The sequence below is a fragment of the Arthrobacter sp. D1-17 genome, assembly GCF_054130535.1.
This window is the reverse complement of sequence record NZ_CP096382.1, coordinates 1,661,342-1,681,786: the sequence shown is the minus strand read 5'-3', so window position 1 is coordinate 1,681,786 and position 20,445 is coordinate 1,661,342. Positions and strand designations below refer to the sequence as shown.

Genomic DNA, 20,445 nt, shown 5'->3' with positions numbered 1-20,445 from the left:
GGCAGGGTTCCCTGGCCGAAGCGGAGCGAGGTTAGGGTGCCGGTGGGTATTAGCGGAGGCCGGTCTTGCGGGACAGTGCCAGCTGGATCAGTTCGTCGATCAGCTCCGGATAGCTTAGGCCGGACGCGGCCCACATCTGCGGGTACATGCTCTTCGGGGTGAAGCCGGGCATTGTGTTGATCTCGTTGATGATGACGGCGCCGTCAGGAGTGTAGAAAAAGTCGACCCGGCTCAGGCCCTCGGCACCCACAGCGTCGAATGCCAGCGCTGCGAGTTCACGGACGCGCGCGATGGCTTCCTCGGGCATGTCGGCGGGGCAGCTCAGCTCAGCAGCGTCGTCGACGTACTTTGCGTTGAAGTCGTAGAACTGGTGGTCGCCCTCCGCAACCGTGATTTCGCCGGGGAGGGAGGTCCGCGGGGCGTCGGAACCGCGGCCTTCAAGCACAGCGCACTCAATTTCGCGGCCCACGATGCCGGCCTCGATCACGAGCTTGGGGTCGTGTTTGCGGGCTGCTTCAATGGCGGCGTCAAGGTCGTCGAGGGAATCAACTTTGGAAATGCCCATGGATGAGCCGGCACGTGCAGGCTTGACGAAAACGGGAAAGCCCAGGAGGTCAACGCGCTTGCGGACGGATTCGGGGTCATTGCGCCACTGCCGGTCAGTCACCGCGATGTAGGGACCCACCCGCAGCCCGGCGGCCTCGAAGACCACCTTCATGAAGTGTTTATCCATGCCCACGGCTGAGGCGAGCACGCCGGCGCCGACGTAACGGGTGTCCGAAAGCTCCAGGAGCCCCTGGATGGTGCCGTCCTCACCGAACGGCCCATGCAGCAGGGGAAAGACCACGTCAACCGTGCCGAGTTCCTGCGGCACCTCATTGGGCGAGGCCACGATAAGCTGCTGCTCGCCGCCGATCTCGGTCAGCGTGACCGTCTGGGCCGACGCAAGCACCTCGGGCAGCGAGGATGACGAGAGCGACCACTGGGCGGTGTCCTCGCCGGCCAGGACCCACTGTCCTGACTTGGCGATACCGATGGGAATGACGTCGTATTTCGTCCGGTCAATTGCCCCCAGAACGCCTGCTGCAGTCACGCAGCTGACAGCGTGTTCGCTGGAACGCCCGCCGAAAAGCACCGCAACACGGGGCTTGCGCGTAGTGGCATTGTCCGCTGCGGTCAAGTTTTCTTCCGACACTGTCAGTTATCGCCTTCGGGTTTCAGTTCCCGGGCCAGCAGTAGCGGCCCCAGTTGGTCAACGGACAATTTTCCGGCCAGCACTGCGACCACGGCCGCGGTAATTGGCATTTCGACTCCGAGCTTACCGGCAAGTTCGTGCACTGCCTGCCCGGACTTGATGCCTTCGGCGGTTTGGGTCATTTTTTCCGCCACCTCATCCAAGGTCAGGCCCTGCCCGAGGAGGCGTCCGGCCGTGTGGTTCCGCGACAGCGGCGAGGAACACGTAGCAACGAGGTCCCCGAGACCGGCGAGCCCGGCCATGGTCTGCGCCTCCCCGCCCAGCGCAAGAGCCAGCCGGGACGTTTCAGCGAGCCCGCGGGTAATGACGGAAGCTTTGGTGTTGTCCCCCATCTGCTTTCCCTCGCAGATTCCCACGGCCAACGCAATGACGTTTTTGACGATGCCGCCGATTTCGACGCCAACAACATCGGAGGTGGTGTAGGGGCGGAAGTACGGGGCTGTGCAGCTGCGTGCCAGCCAGCCGGCAGCCGCCGAGTCGGCGCAGGCGACGACGGAGGCGGTGGGCTCCTCCCTGGCGATTTCCATGGCCAGGTTGGGTCCGGAGACGACGGCGATGCGCTCGACGGGAATGTCCAGCTCCTCCCGGATCACCTCGCTCATGCGCGCGTCGGTACTCAGCTCGAGGCCCTTCATCAGGGACACCACAAGGGCATCCCCTGCGATCAGGGATTTCCACTCGCGTAATTGCAGCCGCAGGGACTGTGCCGGCACGGCAAGCACCACGAGGTCGGCCCCCGAGAGCACCTCGGCGACATCGGTGGACGCCGAGATGCTGGGGGGCAGTTCGACGTCAGCGAGGTATTGGGGGTTCCGATGAAGGCTGTTGATCTGCTCCACGACCTCCGGGCGCCGGCCCCAGATCCGGATCCGCCGGTCAACGTCTGAGGCAGTGGCGGCGTCGGCGAGGATTTTCGCGAACGTGGTACCCCACGAGCCGGCGCCGAGGACTGCCACCGACACGGCAGAGCCGGTGCGGCGCTGCCCAGTCGTCATTTCCCGCCCCGCTGGACGTCGCGGCCATGCTTAGTCTGGTTGTGAGCCGCCGGGTCCCAGCGCTCAGCCGGCGCCTGTTCGCCGCGCAGCTCGGCCAACAATGCAGTGACAGCGTCCATGATGACCTCAGTCGCTTCGATGAGCGTGGCCTTGTCCCGGGGACGGCCTTCGAAGCGGGACAGGTCCACCGGGTCACCGACCAGGATCTTTGAGGTCTTCCGCGGGAACAGGTGGAACCGCTTGGCGTAGCGCGGGAAGACCTCGTGGGCGCCCCAATGGGCCATGGGCACCACAGGGATACCGCCCTCGAGGGCAAGTCGCGCGGCACCCGTGTGGCCTTTCATCGGCCACAGGTCGGGATCGCGTGTCAGCGTTCCTTCCGGGTAGATCACAATCGCTCCGCCCTCCGCAACGATCTCCTTGGCCAGCTGCAGGGAGCGGTTCGCCCCCGCCGTCGAGCGTTCCACCGGGATCTGCTTGACGGCGCGGAGCACGCTGCCCAGCACGGGCACCCGGAAAAGCCCGGCCTTGGCGAGGAAGTGCGGCGCCCGCTTCTGGTTATAGAGCAGGTGCCCGATCACGATGGGGTCGATCTCGGTGCAGTGGTTGGGTGCGGCAATGAAGCCCCCTGCGGGGAGCTTTTCCATCCCTTCCCACTTCTTGTTCATCATCAGGTTCAGCAGGGGCCGCGCAATCGTGGCGATCATCATGAACGTGATGTGGCTCTTGGCCGATTCCTTCACTGGGGCACGCTACTTCTCAGAGGTGATGTCGAAATCGGCGCCGAGCCCGGCCAGCTTCTCGGTGAAGCGCTCGTAGCCGCGGTTGATGATGTCGATGCCCGTCACCCGGGAAGTGCCGGTAGCAGCGAGGGCAGCGATGAGGTGGCTGAAGCCGCCGCGCAGGTCCGGAACATCGATATCCGTTCCCTTGAGCTGCATCGGTCCGGAAATGACGGCCGAGTGCAGGAAGTTGCGCTGGCCAAAACGGCACGGCACGCTGCCCAGGCATTCACGGTGGACCTGGATGGAAGCGCCCATGCGGATCAGGGCGTCCGTAAACCCAAACCGGTTCTCGTAGACAGTCTCGTGGACGATCGACACCCCTTCAGCCTGCGTGAGAGCGACGACGAGCGGCTGCTGCCAGTCGGTCATGAACCCCGGGTGGACGTCAGTCTCAAGCACCAGCGGGGAGAGCTTTCCGCCGCGGTGGTAGAAGCGGATGCCGTCGTCGCCGATGTCCATGCCGCCTCCCACCTTGCGGAAGGTGTTCAGGAAGGTCATCATGTCGCGCTGAGAGGCGCCCTCAACAAAAATGTCGCCGCGGGTCACAAGGGCAGCGGAGGCCCAGGATGCTGACTCGTTGCGGTCCGAGAGTGCACGGTGGTTATAGCCGCCGAGATCGCGCACACCCTCGATGCGGATGGTGCGGTCGGTCTGGACGCTGATGATGGCGCCCATCTTCTGCAGCACAGCGATCAGGTCGACAATTTCAGGCTCGGTGGCCGCACCGGAGAGTTCGGTGATGCCCTCGGCGCGGGTTGCGCTCAGCAGGACCTGCTCCGTGGCGCCGACCGAGGGGTAGGGCAGGGAGATCTTGGCTCCGTGCAGTCCCCTGGGTGCAGAAATGTGGATGCCGCCCGGGCGCTTTTCGACGACGGCTCCGAACTGGCGCAGCACGTCCAGGTGGAAGTCGATGGGGCGGTCGCCGATCTTGCAGCCCCCGAGGTCCGGAATGAAGGCCTCGCCGATCGCGTGGATCAGGGGTCCGCAGAGCAGGATCGGGATTCGGGAATCGCCGGCGTGGGCGTCAATCGCCGTGCTGGGAGCCGTCTTTGCATCCTTGGGGTCCAGGGTGAGGTCACCGCTAACAGGATCCTTAACGACGGTGACGCCATGCAGCTGCAGCAGGCTGGTGACAACCTCGACATCCTTAATTTCCGGAACGTTCCGGAGCACTGAGGGTTCGTTGCCCAGCAGCGCGGCCACCATGGCCTTGGGCACAAGGTTCTTGGCACCGCGGACCGTTACTCGGCCTGTCAGCGGGACGCCTCCGCGGATTGTCAGAACACTACTCATTTACCGGTTTCCTCACGACTACTCGCCCCCAAATCCTTACAAAGGCACCAGCTAAGCATATGAGCTTGCGTTACCGAACCGAAATACGGGCCCGTCCGCCCCGGGGGCGCCAGGCGGTCCGGAGGTATGCGCAAGGCCCGCCAGGGCGGGTAAAACCCGGCCCACGGCGGGCCCTGCAGCGCTTTCCAGTATCAGTTTTTGCCGGGCGCGCCGCCGCCCATACAGGCAGGAGAGCCCTTTAGGAAAGCTTGGCCGGCAGCGTCTTTGGCTTGAATGCCGGGCGGGTGGCTTCGTAGGCCGTGATGTCTGCCTCGTGCTGCAGGGTCAGCCCGATGTCGTCCAAGCCCTCAAGCAGGCGCCAGCGCGTGTAGTCATCAATGGAGAACGGAGCCACCACGTTGCCACACATGACGGTCTTCGACACGAGATCGACAGTCACCTCGGTGCCGGGTGCGTTTTCCAGGGTCTTCCAGATGAGCTCGATGTCATCCTGGGCTACCTCGGCGGCCAGGAGCCCCTGCTTGCCCGAGTTGCCCCGGAAAATGTCCGCGAACCGGGATGACAGGACGGCCTTGAAGCCATAGTCCTTCAGCGCCCACACGGCGTGTTCACGGGAGGAGCCGGTACCGAAGTCCGGACCTGCAACCAGTACGGAGCCGGCATTGAACGGCTCCTGGTTCAGGATGAAGGCGGGGTCCTTCCGCCAGGCCGAGAACAGTGCGTCCTCAAAGCCCGTGCGGGTGATCCGCTTCAGGTAGACAGCGGGGATGATCTGGTCGGTGTCGACGTTGCTCTGGCGCAGCGGGACGCCGATTCCGGTGTGGGTTGTGAACTTTTCCATGGGTTTTCCTAGGCTGCGTCGGTCTGGAGGGCTGCGGATTCCGGTGCCGGATCAAGATCCGACGGTGAGCTCAGCGTGCCGCGCACGGCAGTGGCGGCTGCCACGACCGGCGACACCAGGTGGGTGCGTCCGCCCTTGCCCTGGCGTCCTTCGAAGTTGCGGTTGGAGGTAGAGGCGCAGCGCTCCCCCGGCTCCAGCTGGTCCGGGTTCATGCCCAGGCACATGGAGCAGCCCGCGAAGCGCCACTCCGCACCGAAGTCCTTGAACACCTTGTCCAGGCCCTCGGCCTCGGCCTCAAGGCGGACCCTGGCAGAGCCGGGAACCACCAGCATGCGGACCTTGGGATCCTTTTCCCGCCCGCGGATGATGTCCGCGGCGGCGCGCAGGTCCTCGATGCGGGAGTTGGTGCAGGAGCCAAGGAAGACAGTGTCCACCCGGATCTCCTTCATGGGCGTGCCGGCCTGGAGTCCCATGTACTGCAGGGCCCGTTCGGCGGCGGCCTTGGCGTTCTCGTCGCCGAAGTCGTTGGGCGAGGGGACCTTGGCGGAGAGGGAGACGCCCTGGCCGGGGTTGGTGCCCCATGTGACGAACGGCTCGAGCGTGTCGGCGTCGAGATCCACCTGGGCGTCGAAGACCGCGTCGTCGTCGCTCCGCAGCGTGTTCCAGTACTCGACGGCGGCATCCCACTCGGCGCCTTCGGGCGCGTGCGGGCGGCCCTTCATGTAGGCGTAGGTTGTCTCGTCCGGAGCGACCAGGCCGGCGCGGGCACCTGCCTCGATGGACATGTTGCAGATGGTCATCCGCGCTTCCATGGACAACGCCCGGATGGCCGAGCCGCGGTACTCCAGGACGTAACCCTGGCCGCCGCCGGTGCCAATCTTGGCGATGACGGCCAGGATGATGTCCTTAGCCGTGACGCCGGGGCGCAGGGTGCCCTCGACGTTGATGGCCATCGTCTTGAAGGGCTTCAGGGACAGCGTCTGGGTGGCCATGACGTGCTCCACCTCGGATGTGCCGATACCCATGGCCAGAGCGCCGAAGGCGCCATGGGTGGAGGTGTGGGAGTCGCCGCAAACAACGGTCATGCCGGGCTGGGTCAGTCCGAGCTGGGGACCGACCACGTGCACGATGCCCTGTTCGGCATCACCAAGAGAATGCAGGCGGACGCCGAACTCGGCGCAGTTGTTTCGCAGGGTCTGGATCTGGGTGCGGCTGGTCAGGTCGGCAATTGGTTTGTCGATGTCCAGTGTGGGAGTGTTGTGGTCCTCGGTGGCGATGGTGAGGTCCGGGCGGCGCAGCTTGCGGCCGGCCAGGCGCAGGCCCTCGAAGGCCTGCGGTGACGTCACCTCGTGGACGAGGTGAAGGTCGATGTACAGAAGGTCGGGCTGGGCACTGGCACCATCGCCGTCGCCCTTGCGCACCACATGCGCGTCCCAGACTTTCTCGGCCAATGTGTTCGCCATGGCCATCTCCCTTCACAGCTGTTGATTGTTAGTTCTACTGAAACAGCAGACGGCTGTTATAAGCCAGTCAAAAGATTTGCATCTCAGATAATGAGACGGCAATATCATTACATGGACAATTCTAGTGGAGTCGGTGTCATTGATAAAGCCGCGCAGGTGCTCGATGCGCTTGAGGCCGGACCTACGACTCTTGCACAGTTGGTAGCGGCAACGGGGCTGGCACGACCCACAGTGCACCGGCTCGCGCTGGCGCTTGTCCACCACCGCCTGGTGAGCCGGGACATCCAGGGCAGGTTCGTGCTCGGCAGCCGCCTGGTGGAGCTCGCCTCCGCTGCGGGGGAGGACCGGCTCATTGCCTCGGCTGGTCCGGTTCTGATGCAGCTGCGCGACGCCACCGGCGAGAGCGCCCAGATCTTCCGCCGACAAGGCGACTGGCGGGTCTGCGTCGCCTCCGCTGAACGGCCCATAGGACTCCGCGACACAATTCCTGTCGGTACCCAGCTGTCCATGAAGGCCGGTTCCGCGGCCCAGGTTCTGCTCGCCTGGGAGGACCACGACCGCCTGCTGGAGGGGCTGCAGTCCGCCCGCTTCACGCCCACTGTCCTGGCAGGAGTACGACGGCGGGGCTGGGGTCAGAGCCTTGGCGAACGTGAGCCTGGAGTCGCCTCAGTCTCAGCGCCCGTCCGCGGACCGTCCGGTCGGGTGATCGCGGCCGTTTCGATCTCAGGTCCCATCGAGCGGCTCACGCGGCAGCCCGGCCGCCTGCATGCGGAAGTTGTCTGCAACGCTGCTCGGGCCCTCACTGAGGCGCTGCGCAAGAACAGCGACTAACACATCGTCGAGCAACTGGCCGCAGGGCAACTCGCCACGGAACGGCCCGCCCACGCCTCCTAAATCGGCCGGCACAGTATTCTGGGCCGATGACCAGCTATGCAGTGTTCCTTCGCGGAATCAACGTAGGGGGCATCAACATCAAGATGGCCGACCTCAAACGTGCCCTCGAGGCCTGCCCGTTCAAAGGGGTGAAGACGCTGCTGGCCAGCGGCAATGTCGTGCTGGCCAGCGAGCTGGACCCTGCAGCCGTGAAGGAAGCCGTCGAGGCCTGCCTCCGCGACTCCTTCGGCTATGACGCGTGGGTGGTGGTGCTCACAGCAGACCGCGTGGCCGAGCTCGTGAACGCATGCCCCTACCCTGCCGATGACAAAACCACGCACACGTACCTCACCCTCGCTTCGGATAAGGGAGCACTTGACGAACTGTTCGATGCCGCCGCCGAGCTGGGTGGCGTGGAGCAGACACGGCTGGGGCCGGAAGCCACAGCATGGCTGGCACCGGCCGGGGGAACACTGGAAAGCCCCTTCAGCAGGCTCTCCGCCAAGCCCAAGTACAAGGCCTCGACGACCACACGGAACCTCCGCACCATGATAAAGGTACGTGATGCCGCAGGGGCCCTCGAACACGGCGGCCTCTGACAGCCTCCAGGGCACCTGACCACCGTCCAGCCAGCCTGCTACTTGCTGGCAGCCTGGAGAGCCACCGTGAAGGCCTTCAGCCGGCCGATTTCCGCTTCCACCGGCTGAATGACGTGTTTCCCCGCCACTTGGCTAACGGCCGCCTTAAGGCGTTTACGGGCGGCCGTGGCCCGGGCATGCGCAACCCCGGCAGTGATGAATTTCGCGGTGACGGCGAGCACTATCCCCAGCAGCGCGCCTCCGGCAATCATGAGCGTGGGAATCGGCCAGCCCTCCACCTTGGGAACCTCCGGGACCGGAAGCTGCAGGTAGCCGAGGACGGCGAGCACGCCGAGCCACACCAGACCGGCCAGCGCGGTCAGCAGCGCAAGCCACTGGACCACATTGCAGAGCCCCCACCACCAGGATTTCTTTCCCGCCTTCAGGTCGGTGCCCGCAATGGCCTGGTCCAACGCGTCCGGGAGCCGGTCCCGGCCCTGCCGCGCAGCACTCCGGATCGAGGCGCGCCAGGGCCCGGGCGCGCCGTCGCTCGCGGTATCCGCAAACTCACGGACGGCGGCGTCCGTGCGGGCCCGTTCCGGCGCCCCCGGCGCCGGAAGGGAGGTCCTGTTCACTTCCGGATTGGCACCGCTGCGAAGGTTCAGACGCCGCAGCGGGTCCGGCCTGAACCGCACCAGCCACCTTGTCACCGGCCAGCCGGTGCGGCGGGCCGATTCCTGCCGATAGGACCTGCCTACGGCATCCACCACAAGGGGGACATTGGCAGCAACGGCCAGCTCCTCAGCAAGGCGGGAGCGGGCGCTTCCAGTCACCCCTGCAGCCTCCCCCTCCCCGGACACGTCGAGCAGCTGGGTGGCAGCCCGCGAGACATCGGCGGAGAGGCGCAAGGACAGTGCCGCCTTCTGGGCCACAACTCCGCGGATTGCAGCACGGACAGCGTCCACGCCAGTGCCGGTAAGCGCCGAAGCACCGATGACCTGGACTTTGCCCAGGCCGTCCTGTGCGAGGATTCCCTTCAGCGACTCCAGGACCATGGGGACGTCGGCCTCCGGAAGCCTGTCGATCTGGTTCAGCACCACCAGGGTGACAGCGCCGTGGGAAGCCAACGGGGCCAGGAAATCCTGATGCACGGCTGCATCGGCGTACTTCTGTGGGTCCAGCACCCAGACAAGAACGTCCACCATGCCCACCAGCCGCTGCACTGTTTCCCGGTTTGCCGTCCTGGTCGAATCGAAGTCCGGCAGGTCCAGGAGGATCAGCCCGCTGGATTCGTCTGCGAACCCCGGCACAGGATCGGCGGGGTGCCGCTGACGCACCTCCAGCCAGTCAAGAAGGGATTCACTGCCCTCCACTCCCCACACGCTCGCCAGCGGTTCCGATGTGGTGGGCCGGCGCGCCGCCGCCGTCGCTATTTCAGCCCCGTTGACGGCATTGAACAGCGTGGACTTGCCGCTGCCGGTGGCACCGAAAAAGCCCACCACGGTGTGGTCCGCGGACAGCGACCTTCGTGAACTGGCGCGGTCCAGGACCTGTGAGACCTCGTCCAGCGCCTCCCGCGGCAGCACACCGTCGGCCAACTGCCGCGCTGTGTTGAGCGCCTCGAGCCTGGTTCCCAGCCGGCTTGCTTCCCGCGCCAGGCTGTGGCGGCTGCTCATGCGGCGTCCGCCAGCCGGACCAATGACCTCGCATAGTTGGCCAGCGTTTCAGGCGACGGCCCCTCATCAAATTCCAGCCGTTCCAGGAACCGCTGCTGCTCCCCTTGCAGCAGTTTCTGGCACCGGGCATGGAGGTCCTCACGGGCGGTCTGGGCAAGCCGCCGCACAGCGTCCTCGCCAAAGAAGGCTTCGAGCAACCTCTGACCGACGACGGCGGTGCCGCCTGCCACGCCGATCTCCAGTCCGGTCAGGCCCGCCGTCATCGAAAACACCACGATCATGAGGGCCGCTCCGAGGCCGTTGATGCCAAAGGACAGCCATCTGGCCTGGGTCCGTTTGCCCTGCCCTTCGGTCCGGATCAGTTCCATCAGGCTCCCCTGCCAGGCCCTGATCTCGGCCGCAACGTCTTCGGCAAAACCCGGTGACGTTCCGGAGAGATCGTCCGTGCCGAGCAACTGCCTCCCGGCCTGGTTCGACCGCCAGCGATGGTCTGTGTCCTCGGCCGCGTTGGCCGCTTCATCCAGGATGACCGCCTGCAGGCCCGTTTCGATCGCAGTTTCCACTTTGACAGCAGGGGCGGGCTCCCCCCGGAAAAACGCGCCCATCCGGTCCCTGAACCGGCCGATGTTCTGTTCTACGTTGCGGAAGAATTCGCCGGTGCCCACGAAATCCTGCCAGCGGGCCAGCACCTCGCCCCTCAGGAGCGCGCCGTCCCTGGTGGCATTAAGAATCCGTGACACTGCGTCTTCATATGCGCTCCGCGCATCACCCGCCAGCAGCGCGGTGCCGCGCTGCTGCCCGATGGCTGCTTCAGCAGCGGATTCGACACGCTGTCCCAGTGCTTTCACGGTCCCGTTCAGTGTCCGCCGGGCAATGTCTGCCCGCGCCGAGGCATCGGCGGCAAGACTTGCCAGCCAGGTCTTCAACGGTTCGACGGCGCCGGCCGGCAGCATGCCCAGGGCGTCAAGCGCGACCTCCGGGACGATGAAAAGCTGGGCGCCGCCAAGCCCTTCGCGGGCCAGCATGGACCGCAGGTCGGTGCTGACTTCCTCTTCTGCGGCGGCCGGAACCCGGTCCAGCACCACGGCAACCATGATGTCCCGGGCAGCAGCGTCCAGCAGCAGCTTCCACGGAACGGCGTCTGCATAGCGGTTGGCGGTGGTGACAAAGACCCAGAGGTCGGCCGCTGCCAGCAGCTGCCGTGCGAGCCTGCGGTTGTCGTCGGAGATGGAATCAACGTCAGGCGCGTCAAGAAGGGCTATTCCGGCAGGGACGGCGGTGTCTGCCACCAGAACGAGCGAAGAGATGGAGGCCGGGTCCGGAGCCGGCCCCGCCTGGTTGGCCGGGACCTGGGTCGAGACGACGGCACCGCGGATGCGGCTGAGGTGGGGCAGGACACGCTGGTTCTCAAACCAGTCCCCTTCTGCAGGGTGGTGCAGCAGGATTGGCTGCCGCGTTGTGGGGCGGATTGCTCCCGCCCGAGTGACCGGATGCCCGACGAGGGCGTTGACCAGCGTCGACTTGCCCGCTCCGGTGGATCCGCCGACGACAGCCAGCAGCGGAGCATCCAGGCTGCGGTAGCGCGGCAGGATGTAGTCCTCGAGCTGGGCCACGGACCGGCGGATCTCCAGCCTGGCTTCCTCAACGCCGGGCAGGGCCAGCGGGAGGGAGACGGCGGCCAGGTCGCGGTGCACGGCCTCAAGGAGCGCCACTGCACCGGTTGCCTGTTCGACGGATGACTGGCCACTGGACAGCGTGTTGTCAGAAGACGGCGCCGGCTCGTTGGAAGAGGTCACAGCTTCATCATGCCAGCTGCTGTCCGGGTCCGTATCCGCCCAAGCACAACAGGCATGGCAAAAAAGAAATCCCCCGGAGCCTGGCTCCGGGGGATTTTGTGACCCCAGCGGGATTCGAACCCGCGTTACCGCCGTGAGAGGGCGGCGTACTAGGCCGCTATACGATGGGGCCTTGTACTTTTCCGACCAGCATTTCTGCCGTTCGGGCTGAATGATTCTTTCACACATTCAGCGTGAATTTCAAATCGGTAATTCGCTTTGAAATTCCAGAAAACCGGCGCCATTGCGCCGAGAATTCTGAGCTGGGATACCAGGACTCGAACCTAGAATGACGGTACCAGAAACCGTAGTGTTGCCAATTACACCATATCCCAATGTCGCTTTCGGGCCGGTCCCGCAGGATCAATCCTGCGCTCCGAGCGCCTCAGCACGAGTAATTACTTTACCCGAGAGACCGGCCCTGCACAAATCGGCAGCGGCGTCATCGGCTGTTAGGTGCATCACCCCCTGGTCCTGCCCTCGCCAAGGGAAAATTTTCATGTCAGTATGCGGCATGAGTACGGTGAGCGATGTTGGCAGGATCATCGATACGGCCCGCGAAGAGATGATTTTCATCGGGCCCGACCACCCCTATTACCCGTTGCTGGCCGGTCTGGTCTCCGCTGTGCGGGATGCATGGCAGCACGGCTACGACCAATGCCGCAGCGGAGGGTCCGGCACGAATCCCTATGCCTGGAATACAACAGTTGAAGGGGACGCCACGTGAGGGACGGGGAGACGCAATGACAATGGCGGGCGAGCCGGCCCCATCCGGCCACGTGGTGCTGCTGGGCGATTCTATTTTCGATAACAAGGCGTACGTGGGCGATGACCCGGATGTCATCACGCAACTCCGCCAGGAGCTCCCGCCCGGGTGGCAGGCCACCCTGCTGGCTGTCGACGGCGACGTGATGGCTGGTGTGGACCGGCAGCTGCGCCTTCTGCCGGAGGATGCAACACACCTTGTGGTCAGTGTCGGCGGCAATGACGCCCTCGGTTTCGCCGACATTCTGCACATGCCTGCAGGAGATGTCACAGGTGCGCTGGACATTCTCGCCGCTGCCCAGGATGACTTCGCTGCCGGCTACCAGGCCATGGCAAAGGCAGTGGCCTCTACAGGCCTGCCCGCCGCCGTGTGCACCATCTACGACACTCCTTCCAGCGGACCCGGGTACCGGACCATTAGGACTGCCCTCGCGGTTTTCAACGACTGCATTACCCGGGCCGCGTTCTCCCTGCGTATGTCCCTGATCGACCTGCGCCTCCTCTGCGGCGAGGACAGCGATTATGCGAACCCCATCGAGCCGTCTGCCCTGGGCGGCGCGAAAATCGCCCGGGGCATCGCCGTGCTGGCCACGCAGGGTTCCCAGCCAGGCATCACCACCGTCATCGTGGACAATACACAACTGGGCGGCCGATAATGTTCGTCCTCTCAGGTTCCGCAGAAGGTGCGGTAGGGTCCAAAGCTCTCCGGGGCGGCGGCCGCGTACCGCTCCAGTCCGGGGCGCTCGTCGTATGGAGCGCTTACCGCTTCCACCAACCGTTCGAAGGGACCGAGGTCGCCGCCGACAGCGGAGGCCAGGGCCTCCTCGACCAGGTGATTGCGGGGAATGTACAAGGGATTGACCCTGTCCATCGAGGCTGCGTCCGGACCGAATGCCAGCCAATTCTCCGCCCAGGCATCAAAACCGGCCGGATCCCGGAACAGGGCCCGAACGGTTTCGGCATCGCCCCGGGCCGCGGCGCCGAGCCGCCGGAAGAACGTCGTGTAGTCAACGCGTCCGGCCTGGAGAACGGTGACCACGCCGTCCACCAAAGGCGACGTCTCGTCGTCGTCGAGCGTTTCCAGACCGAGCTTGGCCACCATCCCGGCCGACCAGGCGGCACTGTACTGGGGGCGGAACGCGCCGAGAGACTCCACCGCCAGCGCGACTGCCTGTTCCTGGTCCTCGTGGATCAGGGGCAGGAGAACTTCGGCAAGCCTGGCCAGGTTCCACTCGGCGACGACGGGCTGGTTGGCGTAGGCGTAGCGTCCGCCCTCGTCGATGGAGCTGTAGACCGTGGCGGGGTCGAATCCCTCCATGAAGGCACACGGGCCATAGTCGATGGTCTCCCCTGAGATGGTCATGTTGTCGGTGTTCATGACTCCGTGAATGAATCCCACGAGCATCCATTTCGCCACGAGCGCCGCCTGGGAGGCCAGTACAGCCTCAAAGAAGGCGAGATAAGGGTTGTCCGCATTCGCGGCGGCAGGGTAATGCCGGGCGATTGCGTGGTCGGCGAGCCGCCGCAGGAGATCGTCGTCGCCCGTCGCCCGCGCGTACTGGAAGCTGCCGACCCTAAGGTGGCTGCTGGCCACCCGTGCCAGCACTGCCCCCGGCAGCTCGGTCTCCCGGTACACCGGCCTGCCGGTCGCCACCACGGCCAGGGAACGCGTTGTGGGGATACCCAGCGCGTACATGGCTTCGCTCACGATGTACTCACGCAGCATCGGGCCGACGGCGGCGAGGCCGTCGCCTCCCCGGGCGAAGGGGGTGCGGCCGGAGCCCTTGAGATGGATGTCCCGCAGGCGCCCGTCAGCGTCGGCGACCTCACCGAGCAGGACAGCCCGGCCGTCACCAAGGCGGGGGGTGAACCAGCCGAACTGGTGGCCGGCGTACGCCTGCGCCACGGGGGTCGCCCCCACAGGAAGACTGTTGCCCGTGAGGAGATGCAGACCGTCAGGGCTCCTCAGGGCAGCGGGGTCAAAGCCGAGCTCGGCGGCCAGCGGCTCGTTGAGCACGAGCAGCCGCGGCTCCGGGACCTCCGCCGCCTGCCAGGGGATGGCCATTTCAGCGAGCTCCCGGGCGAAGCGCCCGTCAAACGTCACCGTCGAAGGGGTTGCGGTACTCATCAACCAAGACTACCGGCGGTCCGCCGACTACGGCCAGACCAGTGGCCCCGCCGGTGCCCCCGCCGGTTGCCCCGCCGCCAACCAAGGCGGCGGCATGCAGACGCCTGGCCGCCGGCGCCGCCGCCTGCCTGCTACGCCTGGACCAGCAACTCGAGCAGTGTCCCGACCTCATGCCCCTCGTAGTCCTGCGCGGACTCCCCCGTCCGGTTCAGCCAGACGCCAACCAGGCCGGCCGCCGTCGAGCCTTCCGCATCGAGCAGGAGGTTGTCGCCGACATAAAGGGTGCTGCCCGGGGAACTGCCCAGCAGGCGCACGCCTTCCAGGTAGATGGCAGGATCTGGCTTCGGCACGCCCACAGTGTCGGTGCCCACGAGGCTTCGGATCCGTTCCAGCCCCGCGCTGTCGAGCTTGGCGCGCTGGTAGTCATGCACGTTGTTGCTCACGGCGCCGTACGGTATGCCGGCAGCGTCCAGCGCATCAAGCAGCGGCGGGACGTCCTCGAAGGCCCTGACGTAGCTCGGCTGAAGGCGGGCATAGGACGTGAGCCAGGTATGCGCTTCTTCGCCTTCGCCGAGATCAACGCCAAAATGCCCCAGTGCCGCACGCCCACGGAGCAGCCGCTGCTCGTTGAAGGTCAGTTCGCCGGTCAGGTAGCGGTCGTAGTAATGCGTGGTTTCGTGCGTGAAGATCCTGCCGAACCTCTCCCACCCGGCCTGGTCCAGGCCGGGCAGGAGATGTTCACTCACGTCGCGCAGGGCCGTGGTCATGGAAAAGGCCAAGTCAACCAGTGTGTCGTCAATGTCGAAAAGGACCCCGGCCACCGCGCCGAAGCGGGGGTCAAGGACGACGCTGGCTTCCATGCCCGTCTGCCCCTGCATCAGCCGCGGAAAGCGCGCAGGCGGGCCAGTGACGATTCCTTGCCCAGGATCACCATGGACTCGAACAGGGGCGGGGATATACGGCGGCCGGAGACAGCGGTGCGGACCGGTCCGAAGGCCTGCCGCGGCTTGATTCCCAGATCTTCCACCAGCGCCTGCTTCAGGGCCGTCTGGATGTTCTCTGCGCTCCAGTCCTCGATGGGCCCGAGCGCTGCCAGCGCGGCGTCGAGCACCTCGTCCAGGTTCTGGGGCAGCCCCTTGCGGGCGTCATCCGCAATGTCGATCCCGTCGTCGCTCTTGAACAGGAAGGCCAGCATTTCAGGTGCTTCACCCAGCAGGGAGATGCGCTCCTGGATCAGCGGGGCCGCCTCGGCCAGGATCTCCTCCTGGCGCGGGGTCAGGTTCTCCCCCACGAACCCTGCAGCCCGGAGGTAGGGAACCAGCCGGCCGCGGAAATCCTCCGGGTCGAGCATGCGGATGTGCGTGCCGTTGATGGCTTCGGCCTTTTTGATGTCGAAGCGCGCAGGGTTGGCCAGGACGTCCTTGACGTCAAAGTTCTCCACGAGCTGGTCCACAGTGAAGATGTCCTCGTCCGCGGACAGGCTCCAACCCAGCAGCGAGAGGTAGTTGAGCAGGCCCTCGCGGATGAAGCCGCGGTCACGGAGCAGGAAGAGGTTCGACTGCGGGTCACGCTTGGACAGCTTCTTGTTTCCCTCCCCCATGACATACGGAAGGTGGCCGAAAACCGGCATGTAGCTCGCCACGCCGATGTCCATGAGGGCCCGGATCAGCACCACCTGGCGGGGTGTGGAGGAGAGCAGGTCCTCGCCGCGGAGAACGTGCGTGATACCCATCAGGGCATCGTCCACCGGGTTGACCAGCGTGTACAGCGGGGAGCCGTCGGCGCGGACGATGACGTAGTCCGGGATACTGCCGGGCTTGAAGGTGATCTCACCGCGCACCAGGTCCGTGAACGTGACGTCCTCGTCGGGCATGCGGACGCGCAGCACGGGCTCGCGGCCCTCGGCTTTGAACGCTGCCACCTGCTCGTCCGACAGGTCACGGTCGAAGTTGTCGTAGCCCAGCTTGGGGTCGCGCCCGGCAGCTCGGTGGCGTGCCTCCACTTCTTCCGGTGAGGAGTAGCACTCGTAGGCGTAGCCGGCCTCGACAAGCTTGGCGACCACGTCCTTGTAGAGGTCCAGTCGCTGTGACTGGCGGTACGGCTCGTGCGGTCCGCCGACTTCCACGCCTTCTTCCCACGTGATGCCAAGCCACTTCAGCGCCTCGAGCAGCTGCTGGTAGCTCTCCTCCGAGTCGCGCGCGGCGTCTGTGTCCTCAATGCGGAACACGAACGTGCCCTTTGTGTGCCGGGCGTAGGCCCAGTTGAACAGGGCGGTGCGGATTAGGCCTACGTGCGGGGTGCCGGTAGGCGAAGGGCAGAACCGGACACGCACGGGTGTTTCGGCAGTGACTTCACGGAGGGCAGAGCTGGAGACGGCGTTCGACGCAGAAGGAGTAGTCATAGTGACTCCAACTTTACCGCCTGCCCGTTCACCGATTTCGACGACGGTTCGCCCGCCGGCACGGGGGCGGGAACGCAGGAAGGCCGCCACGCGGTCCCACGTGCCGGCCTTCCTGTTGAGGTTCTGAGGTCGAGATTTACGCTGAAGCGGACGGCTAGCGGCGGACCACGGGGTTGGACAACCGGCCGATGCCTTCGATTTCCACCTCAAACCGGTCGCCGGCCTGCACGAGGTCGACGCCGGCAGGGGTGCCGGTCATGATGACGTCACCGGGCAGCAGTGTAAACGCGCTGGAGACAATGGAGACGAGCTCCCGGACGCCCCGAATCATCTGGTTGGTGCTGCCGTCCTGGCGCAGTTCGCCGTTCAGCCTGCCCTTGATGGCAAGGTCCTCGGGATCGAGGTCCGTTTCGATCCAGGGTCCCAGCGGAGCGGAGGTGTCGAAGCCCTTGGCCCGGGCCCACTGCAGGTCTGTCTTCTGAACGTCGCGGGCCGTGAGGTCGTTGCCGCAGGTGTATCCGAATATGACGTCGTCCGCGCGCTCTTCCGGCACGTCCTTGCAAATCCTGCCGATCACGACGCACAGTTCAGCCTCGTAGGAGATCTCCTCGGAGAACTCGGGAAGCACGATGGGATCGTTGGGGCCGATGACGGACGTGTTGGGCTTCAGAAACAGCAGCGGGTGCTGGGGCACCTCGTTGCCAAGTTCACGCGCGTGGTCGGCGAAGTTCCGCCCTACCCCGATGACCTTGCTACGGGGAATGATGGGCGCGAGCAGCCGGACGTCCTCCAGCTTGTGGCGGACGTGGGTGCGCTCCACGCCGTTGAAGAACGGGTCGCCGTTGATGACAGTGATTTCCTCACTGCCTGGCTCGCCTTCAACGACGCCGTAGAGGGGATCAGAATCGACTACAAACCGGGCAATACGCATGCTCCCAAGCCTACAGTCCCGGCCCGGGCGTCCGGCCTGCTGCCCGGGGCGTCCGGCCTGCTCCCTTTGGTCAGGCCGGTTCCCGAAGGGAGCGGAGGTATTCCAGCTGGGCCGCCACCGAGTTCTCTGCCGCGCGGCGCACGGACGCATCGACGTCGGCATAAACAACATCGGTGACCTGCGGCACGCCGGCGTCCGGTCCGAGCTGCGCAAGGGCGGCACGGATTTGCGAGAGGCGGTCCAGACGGTGGCTGCGGTAGGCGCGGACTACGGCGTCAAGTGCAGGCAGGACGGGGCCATGGGCGGGCAGCACCGTGGCTGGCCCCAATATTTCGAGCCGGTCCAGGGAGGCCAGATAATCGCCGAGCCCACCGTCCGGGTAGTCCAGCACGGTGGTTCCCCGGCCGAGGATGGTGTCGCCGGTGAGGACGGAACTCCCGGGCCCGTCGAGGGGCAGGTGGAAGCACACGGAATCGGACGTGTGTCCCGGCGTGGGCACAACCCTGACTTCCGTGCCGGCGACGGAGATGACCTCGCCGGGCTGAAGCGGTGGTTGGCCGATGCAGTGGCTGGGATCGGCGGCGCGGACCGGCGCCCCCGTCAGTTCGTGGAGGCGCGCGGCCCCTGCCGTGTGGTCTGCATGCCGGTGCGTAATCAGGATCAGCTCAACGGTGCCAACCGCCTGCGCAAGCTCTTGGAGATGCTTTTCATCCAGCGGCCCGGGATCCACCACGGCTCCTCCCGGATGGCCTTCCGCAGCAATCAGGTAGGAGTTTGTGCCGTCCAGGCTCATGGGCCCCGGATTCGGCGCAAGCCTGAAGCGGGTCAGGTCGGTGCAGCGGACCAGGGCGGAGGAATTTTCGGCTGTCACCGTTCCATCTTCGCACCACTCCCCACAGGGTGTATCGCTGAACCGGCGGGCAGTGTTTCGCTGAACCGGCCCGCAGGCGACCGCCAGGTCCCCAACGCTCCTGCACTTTCCGCCACATTTTCCCCAACGCTCACGCAGCTTGCAGCTGAGGGTACTTTCGGCGGGATTGTCCGCATCAAGGGGTCCAGGGTCTGGCGCAATTCTTCCTTCGAAGATGATGGCGGAGATGCAGGAGCGTCCGGTTGAACGCCCTCTACGTCAGGCTGGATCTGGGAACAGGTCCACCATTTTTCCGTTAGGAGGTTAGAGACCGTCCTGCAGAACCCTGCAGAACCCTGCGGGACCTGAGAGAGCGCTGCGTTAGTTCGGCACAAAACGGACGACGCCGGAACTCGCCTGAGTTCCGGCGTCGTCATGAAGGGTCTGCGATGCAGTTCCGCCAGCCCGGTGCTAAAGCGGCCAGTCTCATGCGAAGCGGCCCCGCACGAGGTGCGGGGCCGCCGTCGTACGCTCTTTGGCCAGGGCCCCAAGTGTCCGTTCGCGCTGTGTCTATTCGCGCTGTTTCGTTCGCGCTGGGTGGCGTCTGCTCGCTCGGGATGGCGGTGGCTGGGTGCAGCTAGGCGAGCCGGGTGAGCCAGCCGTGCTTGTCTGCGACCTTGCCGGTCTGGATTCCCAGAAGCTGCTCGCGGATCGCCATGGTGGTTTCGCCCGCCTTGGCGTCCTCCGCGCCGATGAACTCGGTCTCGTCCCGGAGGACTCCGATGGGAGTGATCACGGCGGCCGTACCGCAGGCGAAGACCTCAGCGATGTCCCCGGAAGCAACGCCGTCCCGCCATTCGTCCAGCGTGATTTTGCGCTCGGCAACCTCCCTGCCCATATCCTTAGCGACCTGGATAACGGAGGAACGGGTGACGCCCTCCAAAATGGTTCCCGTCAGGGCCGGGGTGGCGAGCGAGCCGTCCTTCATGACGAAGAAGACATTCATGCCGCCCAGTTCCTCGACAGCGTTGTCGTTGAACTGGTCCAGGAACAGGACCTGCTTGCAGCCATTGGCCTCGGCCTCCTGCTGGGCGATCAGGGATGCCGCGTAGTTGCCGCCGCACTTGGCCGCGCCGGTGCCGCCGCGGCCTGCCCGGGCATACTTACGGGAGATCCAGATCGAAACCGGCTTGACCTCGCCCCCAAAGTAGTTGCCGACGGGCGAGGCGATGACCCGGAAGGACACTTCGCGGGCAGCCCGGACCCCCAGGAACGCTTCCGTGGCGATCATGAACGGACGCAGGTAGAGCGCTTCACCGTCACCCGACGGGACCCAGTCCTTGTCCATGCTGACGAGTTCACGGATCGCGCCGAGGAAGTATTCTGCCGGCAGCTCCGGAAGGGCCAGCCGGCGGGCCGACTGGTTGAGGCGTGCTGCGTTGGCTTCCGCACGGAATGTCCAGACGGTGCCGTCGGCATGGCGGTAGGCCTTCAGGCCCTCGAAAATCTCCTGGCCGTAGTGCAGCACTGCGGCAGAGGGATCGAGCATGATGGGCCCGTAGGCCTCGATCCGGGCACTGTGCCAGCCGCCGTTCCCGTGCTCGTCCACCTTGTAGTCAACGACCGCCGTGTGGTCGGTGAAGTAGTTGCCAAATCCCGGGTTCGCCAGGATGGCTGCACGTTCTTCAGCAGACTTCGGGGTTGCCGAGGGCTGCTGGGTGAATTCGACGCCATGGGCAGTCTGAGTCATGGTTCCTCCACGGTCGGCTGCCTGGC

Annotated in this window: 18 protein-coding genes and 2 tRNA genes; 4 read left to right on the top strand and 16 right to left on the bottom strand. The window is 65.5% G+C overall.

Translation table 11 applies throughout. The annotated features are described in order from the left end of the window. Positions 1 to 49 precede the first annotated feature (49 nt). From M1E01_RS07820 to leuC, 6 genes are all read right to left on the bottom strand, one after another. The gene (locus M1E01_RS07820; protein ID WP_457974482.1) at positions 50 to 1,195 is read right to left on the bottom strand and encodes a D-alanine--D-alanine ligase family protein; all 1,146 of its coding nucleotides are present in this window, start codon (positions 1,193 to 1,195) and stop codon (positions 50 to 52) included. 2 nt (positions 1,196 to 1,197) lie between these two features. After that, a complete protein-coding gene (locus M1E01_RS07815) occupies positions 1,198 to 2,250 on the bottom strand; it encodes an NAD(P)H-dependent glycerol-3-phosphate dehydrogenase (RefSeq protein ID WP_457974481.1) in 1,053 nt (350 codons plus the stop codon). Further along, on the bottom strand, positions 2,247 to 2,993 hold the full coding sequence (locus M1E01_RS07810; protein ID WP_457974480.1) for a lysophospholipid acyltransferase family protein: 747 nt from the start codon (positions 2,991 to 2,993) through the stop codon (positions 2,247 to 2,249). Before M1E01_RS07810 ends, M1E01_RS07815 begins: the two co-directional genes overlap by 4 nt. Before the next feature lie 9 nt (positions 2,994 to 3,002). Continuing rightward, complete coding sequence (gene murA, locus M1E01_RS07805; protein WP_457974479.1) at positions 3,003 to 4,328, bottom strand: UDP-N-acetylglucosamine 1-carboxyvinyltransferase; 1,326 nt, start codon at positions 4,326 to 4,328, stop codon at positions 3,003 to 3,005. 238 nt (positions 4,329 to 4,566) lie between these two features. Continuing rightward, positions 4,567 to 5,169, bottom strand: a complete 603-nt coding sequence (gene leuD / locus M1E01_RS07800) for a 3-isopropylmalate dehydratase small subunit (RefSeq protein WP_457974478.1) — start codon at positions 5,167 to 5,169, stop codon at positions 4,567 to 4,569. A gap of 8 nt (positions 5,170 to 5,177) precedes the next feature. Further along, entirely contained in the window at positions 5,178 to 6,632 is a 1,455-nt protein-coding gene (leuC, locus tag M1E01_RS07795) for a 3-isopropylmalate dehydratase large subunit (RefSeq protein ID WP_457974477.1), read from the bottom strand. Between the two features lie 111 nt (positions 6,633 to 6,743). On the opposite strand from leuC, the gene M1E01_RS07790 reads away from it, so the two are divergent. Together M1E01_RS07790 and M1E01_RS07785 are read left to right on the top strand one after the other, a co-directional pair. Then, positions 6,744 to 7,463 (top strand): IclR family transcriptional regulator, encoded by a 720-nt coding sequence (locus tag M1E01_RS07790; protein WP_457974476.1) that lies wholly within the window; start codon positions 6,744 to 6,746, stop codon positions 7,461 to 7,463. An 89-nt stretch (positions 7,464 to 7,552) separates the two neighbouring features. After that, entirely contained in the window at positions 7,553 to 8,104 is a 552-nt protein-coding gene (locus tag M1E01_RS07785; protein WP_457974475.1) for a DUF1697 domain-containing protein, read from the top strand. Positions 8,105 to 8,142: 38 nt separating this feature from the next. Here M1E01_RS07785 and M1E01_RS07780 read toward each other — a convergent pair whose 3' ends face one another. The 4 genes from M1E01_RS07780 to M1E01_RS07765 all read right to left on the bottom strand — a co-directional run bounded on the left by M1E01_RS07780 (position 8,143) and on the right by M1E01_RS07765 (position 11,929). Beyond that, the gene (locus tag M1E01_RS07780) at positions 8,143 to 9,759 is read right to left on the bottom strand and encodes a GTPase (RefSeq protein ID WP_457974474.1); all 1,617 of its coding nucleotides are present in this window, start codon (positions 9,757 to 9,759) and stop codon (positions 8,143 to 8,145) included. Continuing rightward, positions 9,756 to 11,513: a dynamin family protein gene (locus M1E01_RS07775; protein ID WP_457974904.1), complete on the bottom strand. Its 1,758-nt coding sequence runs from the start codon at positions 11,511 to 11,513 to the stop codon at positions 9,756 to 9,758. Before M1E01_RS07775 ends, M1E01_RS07780 begins: the two co-directional genes overlap by 4 nt. Positions 11,514 to 11,654: 141 nt before the next feature. After that, positions 11,655 to 11,727 (bottom strand) — tRNA-Glu (locus M1E01_RS07770). A 130-nt stretch (positions 11,728 to 11,857) separates the two neighbouring features. After that, positions 11,858 to 11,929: transfer RNA gene (locus M1E01_RS07765), tRNA-Gln, on the bottom strand. A gap of 179 nt (positions 11,930 to 12,108) precedes the next feature. Between M1E01_RS07765 and M1E01_RS07760 the strand changes: the two genes are divergently transcribed. Both M1E01_RS07760 and M1E01_RS07755 read left to right on the top strand, forming a co-directional pair. Continuing rightward, entirely contained in the window at positions 12,109 to 12,321 is a 213-nt protein-coding gene (locus M1E01_RS07760; RefSeq protein WP_457974473.1) for a hypothetical protein, read from the top strand. 16 nt (positions 12,322 to 12,337) lie between these two features. Beyond that, positions 12,338 to 13,015: an SGNH/GDSL hydrolase family protein gene (locus M1E01_RS07755; RefSeq protein ID WP_457974472.1), complete on the top strand. Its 678-nt coding sequence runs from the start codon at positions 12,338 to 12,340 to the stop codon at positions 13,013 to 13,015. An 11-nt stretch (positions 13,016 to 13,026) separates the two neighbouring features. On the opposite strand, the gene M1E01_RS07750 is transcribed toward M1E01_RS07755, so the two are convergent. The 6 genes from M1E01_RS07750 to M1E01_RS07725 form a co-directional block, all read right to left on the bottom strand. Next, positions 13,027 to 14,487, bottom strand: coding sequence for a protein adenylyltransferase SelO (locus M1E01_RS07750; protein WP_457974471.1), 1,461 nt, complete (start codon positions 14,485 to 14,487; stop codon positions 13,027 to 13,029). A gap of 131 nt (positions 14,488 to 14,618) precedes the next feature. After that, a complete protein-coding gene (locus M1E01_RS07745; protein ID WP_457974470.1) occupies positions 14,619 to 15,347 on the bottom strand; it encodes an HAD family hydrolase in 729 nt (242 codons plus the stop codon). Between the two features lie 17 nt (positions 15,348 to 15,364). Continuing rightward, positions 15,365 to 16,888 carry a glutamate--tRNA ligase gene (gene gltX, locus M1E01_RS07740; protein WP_457974469.1) on the bottom strand — a complete coding sequence of 508 codons (1,524 nt, stop codon included), beginning with the start codon at positions 16,886 to 16,888 and terminating at the stop codon, positions 15,365 to 15,367. Between the two features lie 154 nt (positions 16,889 to 17,042). After that, positions 17,043 to 17,819 (bottom strand): fumarylacetoacetate hydrolase family protein, encoded by a 777-nt coding sequence (locus M1E01_RS07735; protein WP_457974468.1) that lies wholly within the window; start codon positions 17,817 to 17,819, stop codon positions 17,043 to 17,045. 70 nt (positions 17,820 to 17,889) lie between these two features. Continuing rightward, the gene (locus M1E01_RS07730) at positions 17,890 to 18,690 is read right to left on the bottom strand and encodes an MBL fold metallo-hydrolase (RefSeq protein ID WP_457974467.1); all 801 of its coding nucleotides are present in this window, start codon (positions 18,688 to 18,690) and stop codon (positions 17,890 to 17,892) included. A 616-nt stretch (positions 18,691 to 19,306) separates the two neighbouring features. Continuing rightward, on the bottom strand, positions 19,307 to 20,419 hold the full coding sequence (locus M1E01_RS07725; RefSeq protein WP_457974466.1) for a branched-chain amino acid aminotransferase: 1,113 nt from the start codon (positions 20,417 to 20,419) through the stop codon (positions 19,307 to 19,309). Positions 20,420 to 20,445: the final 26 nt, after the last annotated feature.

Excerpts from the sequence above, each read along its gene's own strand:
- M1E01_RS07815 (WP_457974481.1), bottom strand. The coding sequence starts at position 2,250 with ATGACGACTGGGCAGCGCCGCACCGGCTCTGCCGTGTCGGTGGCAGTC.
- murA (WP_457974479.1), bottom strand. The coding sequence starts at position 4,328 with ATGAGTAGTGTTCTGACAATCCGCGGAGGCGTCCCGCTGACAGGCCGA.
- leuD (WP_457974478.1), bottom strand. The coding sequence starts at position 5,169 with ATGGAAAAGTTCACAACCCACACCGGAATCGGCGTCCCGCTGCGCCAG.
- leuC (WP_457974477.1), bottom strand. The coding sequence starts at position 6,632 with ATGGCGAACACATTGGCCGAGAAAGTCTGGGACGCGCATGTGGTGCGC.
- M1E01_RS07790 (WP_457974476.1), top strand. The coding sequence starts at position 6,744 with ATGGACAATTCTAGTGGAGTCGGTGTCATTGATAAAGCCGCGCAGGTG.
- M1E01_RS07785 (WP_457974475.1), top strand. The coding sequence starts at position 7,553 with ATGACCAGCTATGCAGTGTTCCTTCGCGGAATCAACGTAGGGGGCATC.
- M1E01_RS07780 (WP_457974474.1), bottom strand. The coding sequence starts at position 9,759 with ATGAGCAGCCGCCACAGCCTGGCGCGGGAAGCAAGCCGGCTGGGAACC.
- M1E01_RS07760 (WP_457974473.1), top strand. The coding sequence starts at position 12,109 with ATGAGTACGGTGAGCGATGTTGGCAGGATCATCGATACGGCCCGCGAA.
- M1E01_RS07755 (WP_457974472.1), top strand. The coding sequence starts at position 12,338 with ATGACAATGGCGGGCGAGCCGGCCCCATCCGGCCACGTGGTGCTGCTG.
- M1E01_RS07750 (WP_457974471.1), bottom strand. The coding sequence starts at position 14,487 with ATGAGTACCGCAACCCCTTCGACGGTGACGTTTGACGGGCGCTTCGCC.
- M1E01_RS07745 (WP_457974470.1), bottom strand. The coding sequence starts at position 15,347 with ATGGAAGCCAGCGTCGTCCTTGACCCCCGCTTCGGCGCGGTGGCCGGG.
- gltX (WP_457974469.1), bottom strand. The coding sequence starts at position 16,888 with ATGACTACTCCTTCTGCGTCGAACGCCGTCTCCAGCTCTGCCCTCCGT.
- M1E01_RS07735 (WP_457974468.1), bottom strand. The coding sequence starts at position 17,819 with ATGCGTATTGCCCGGTTTGTAGTCGATTCTGATCCCCTCTACGGCGTC.
- M1E01_RS07725 (WP_457974466.1), bottom strand. The coding sequence starts at position 20,419 with ATGACTCAGACTGCCCATGGCGTCGAATTCACCCAGCAGCCCTCGGCA.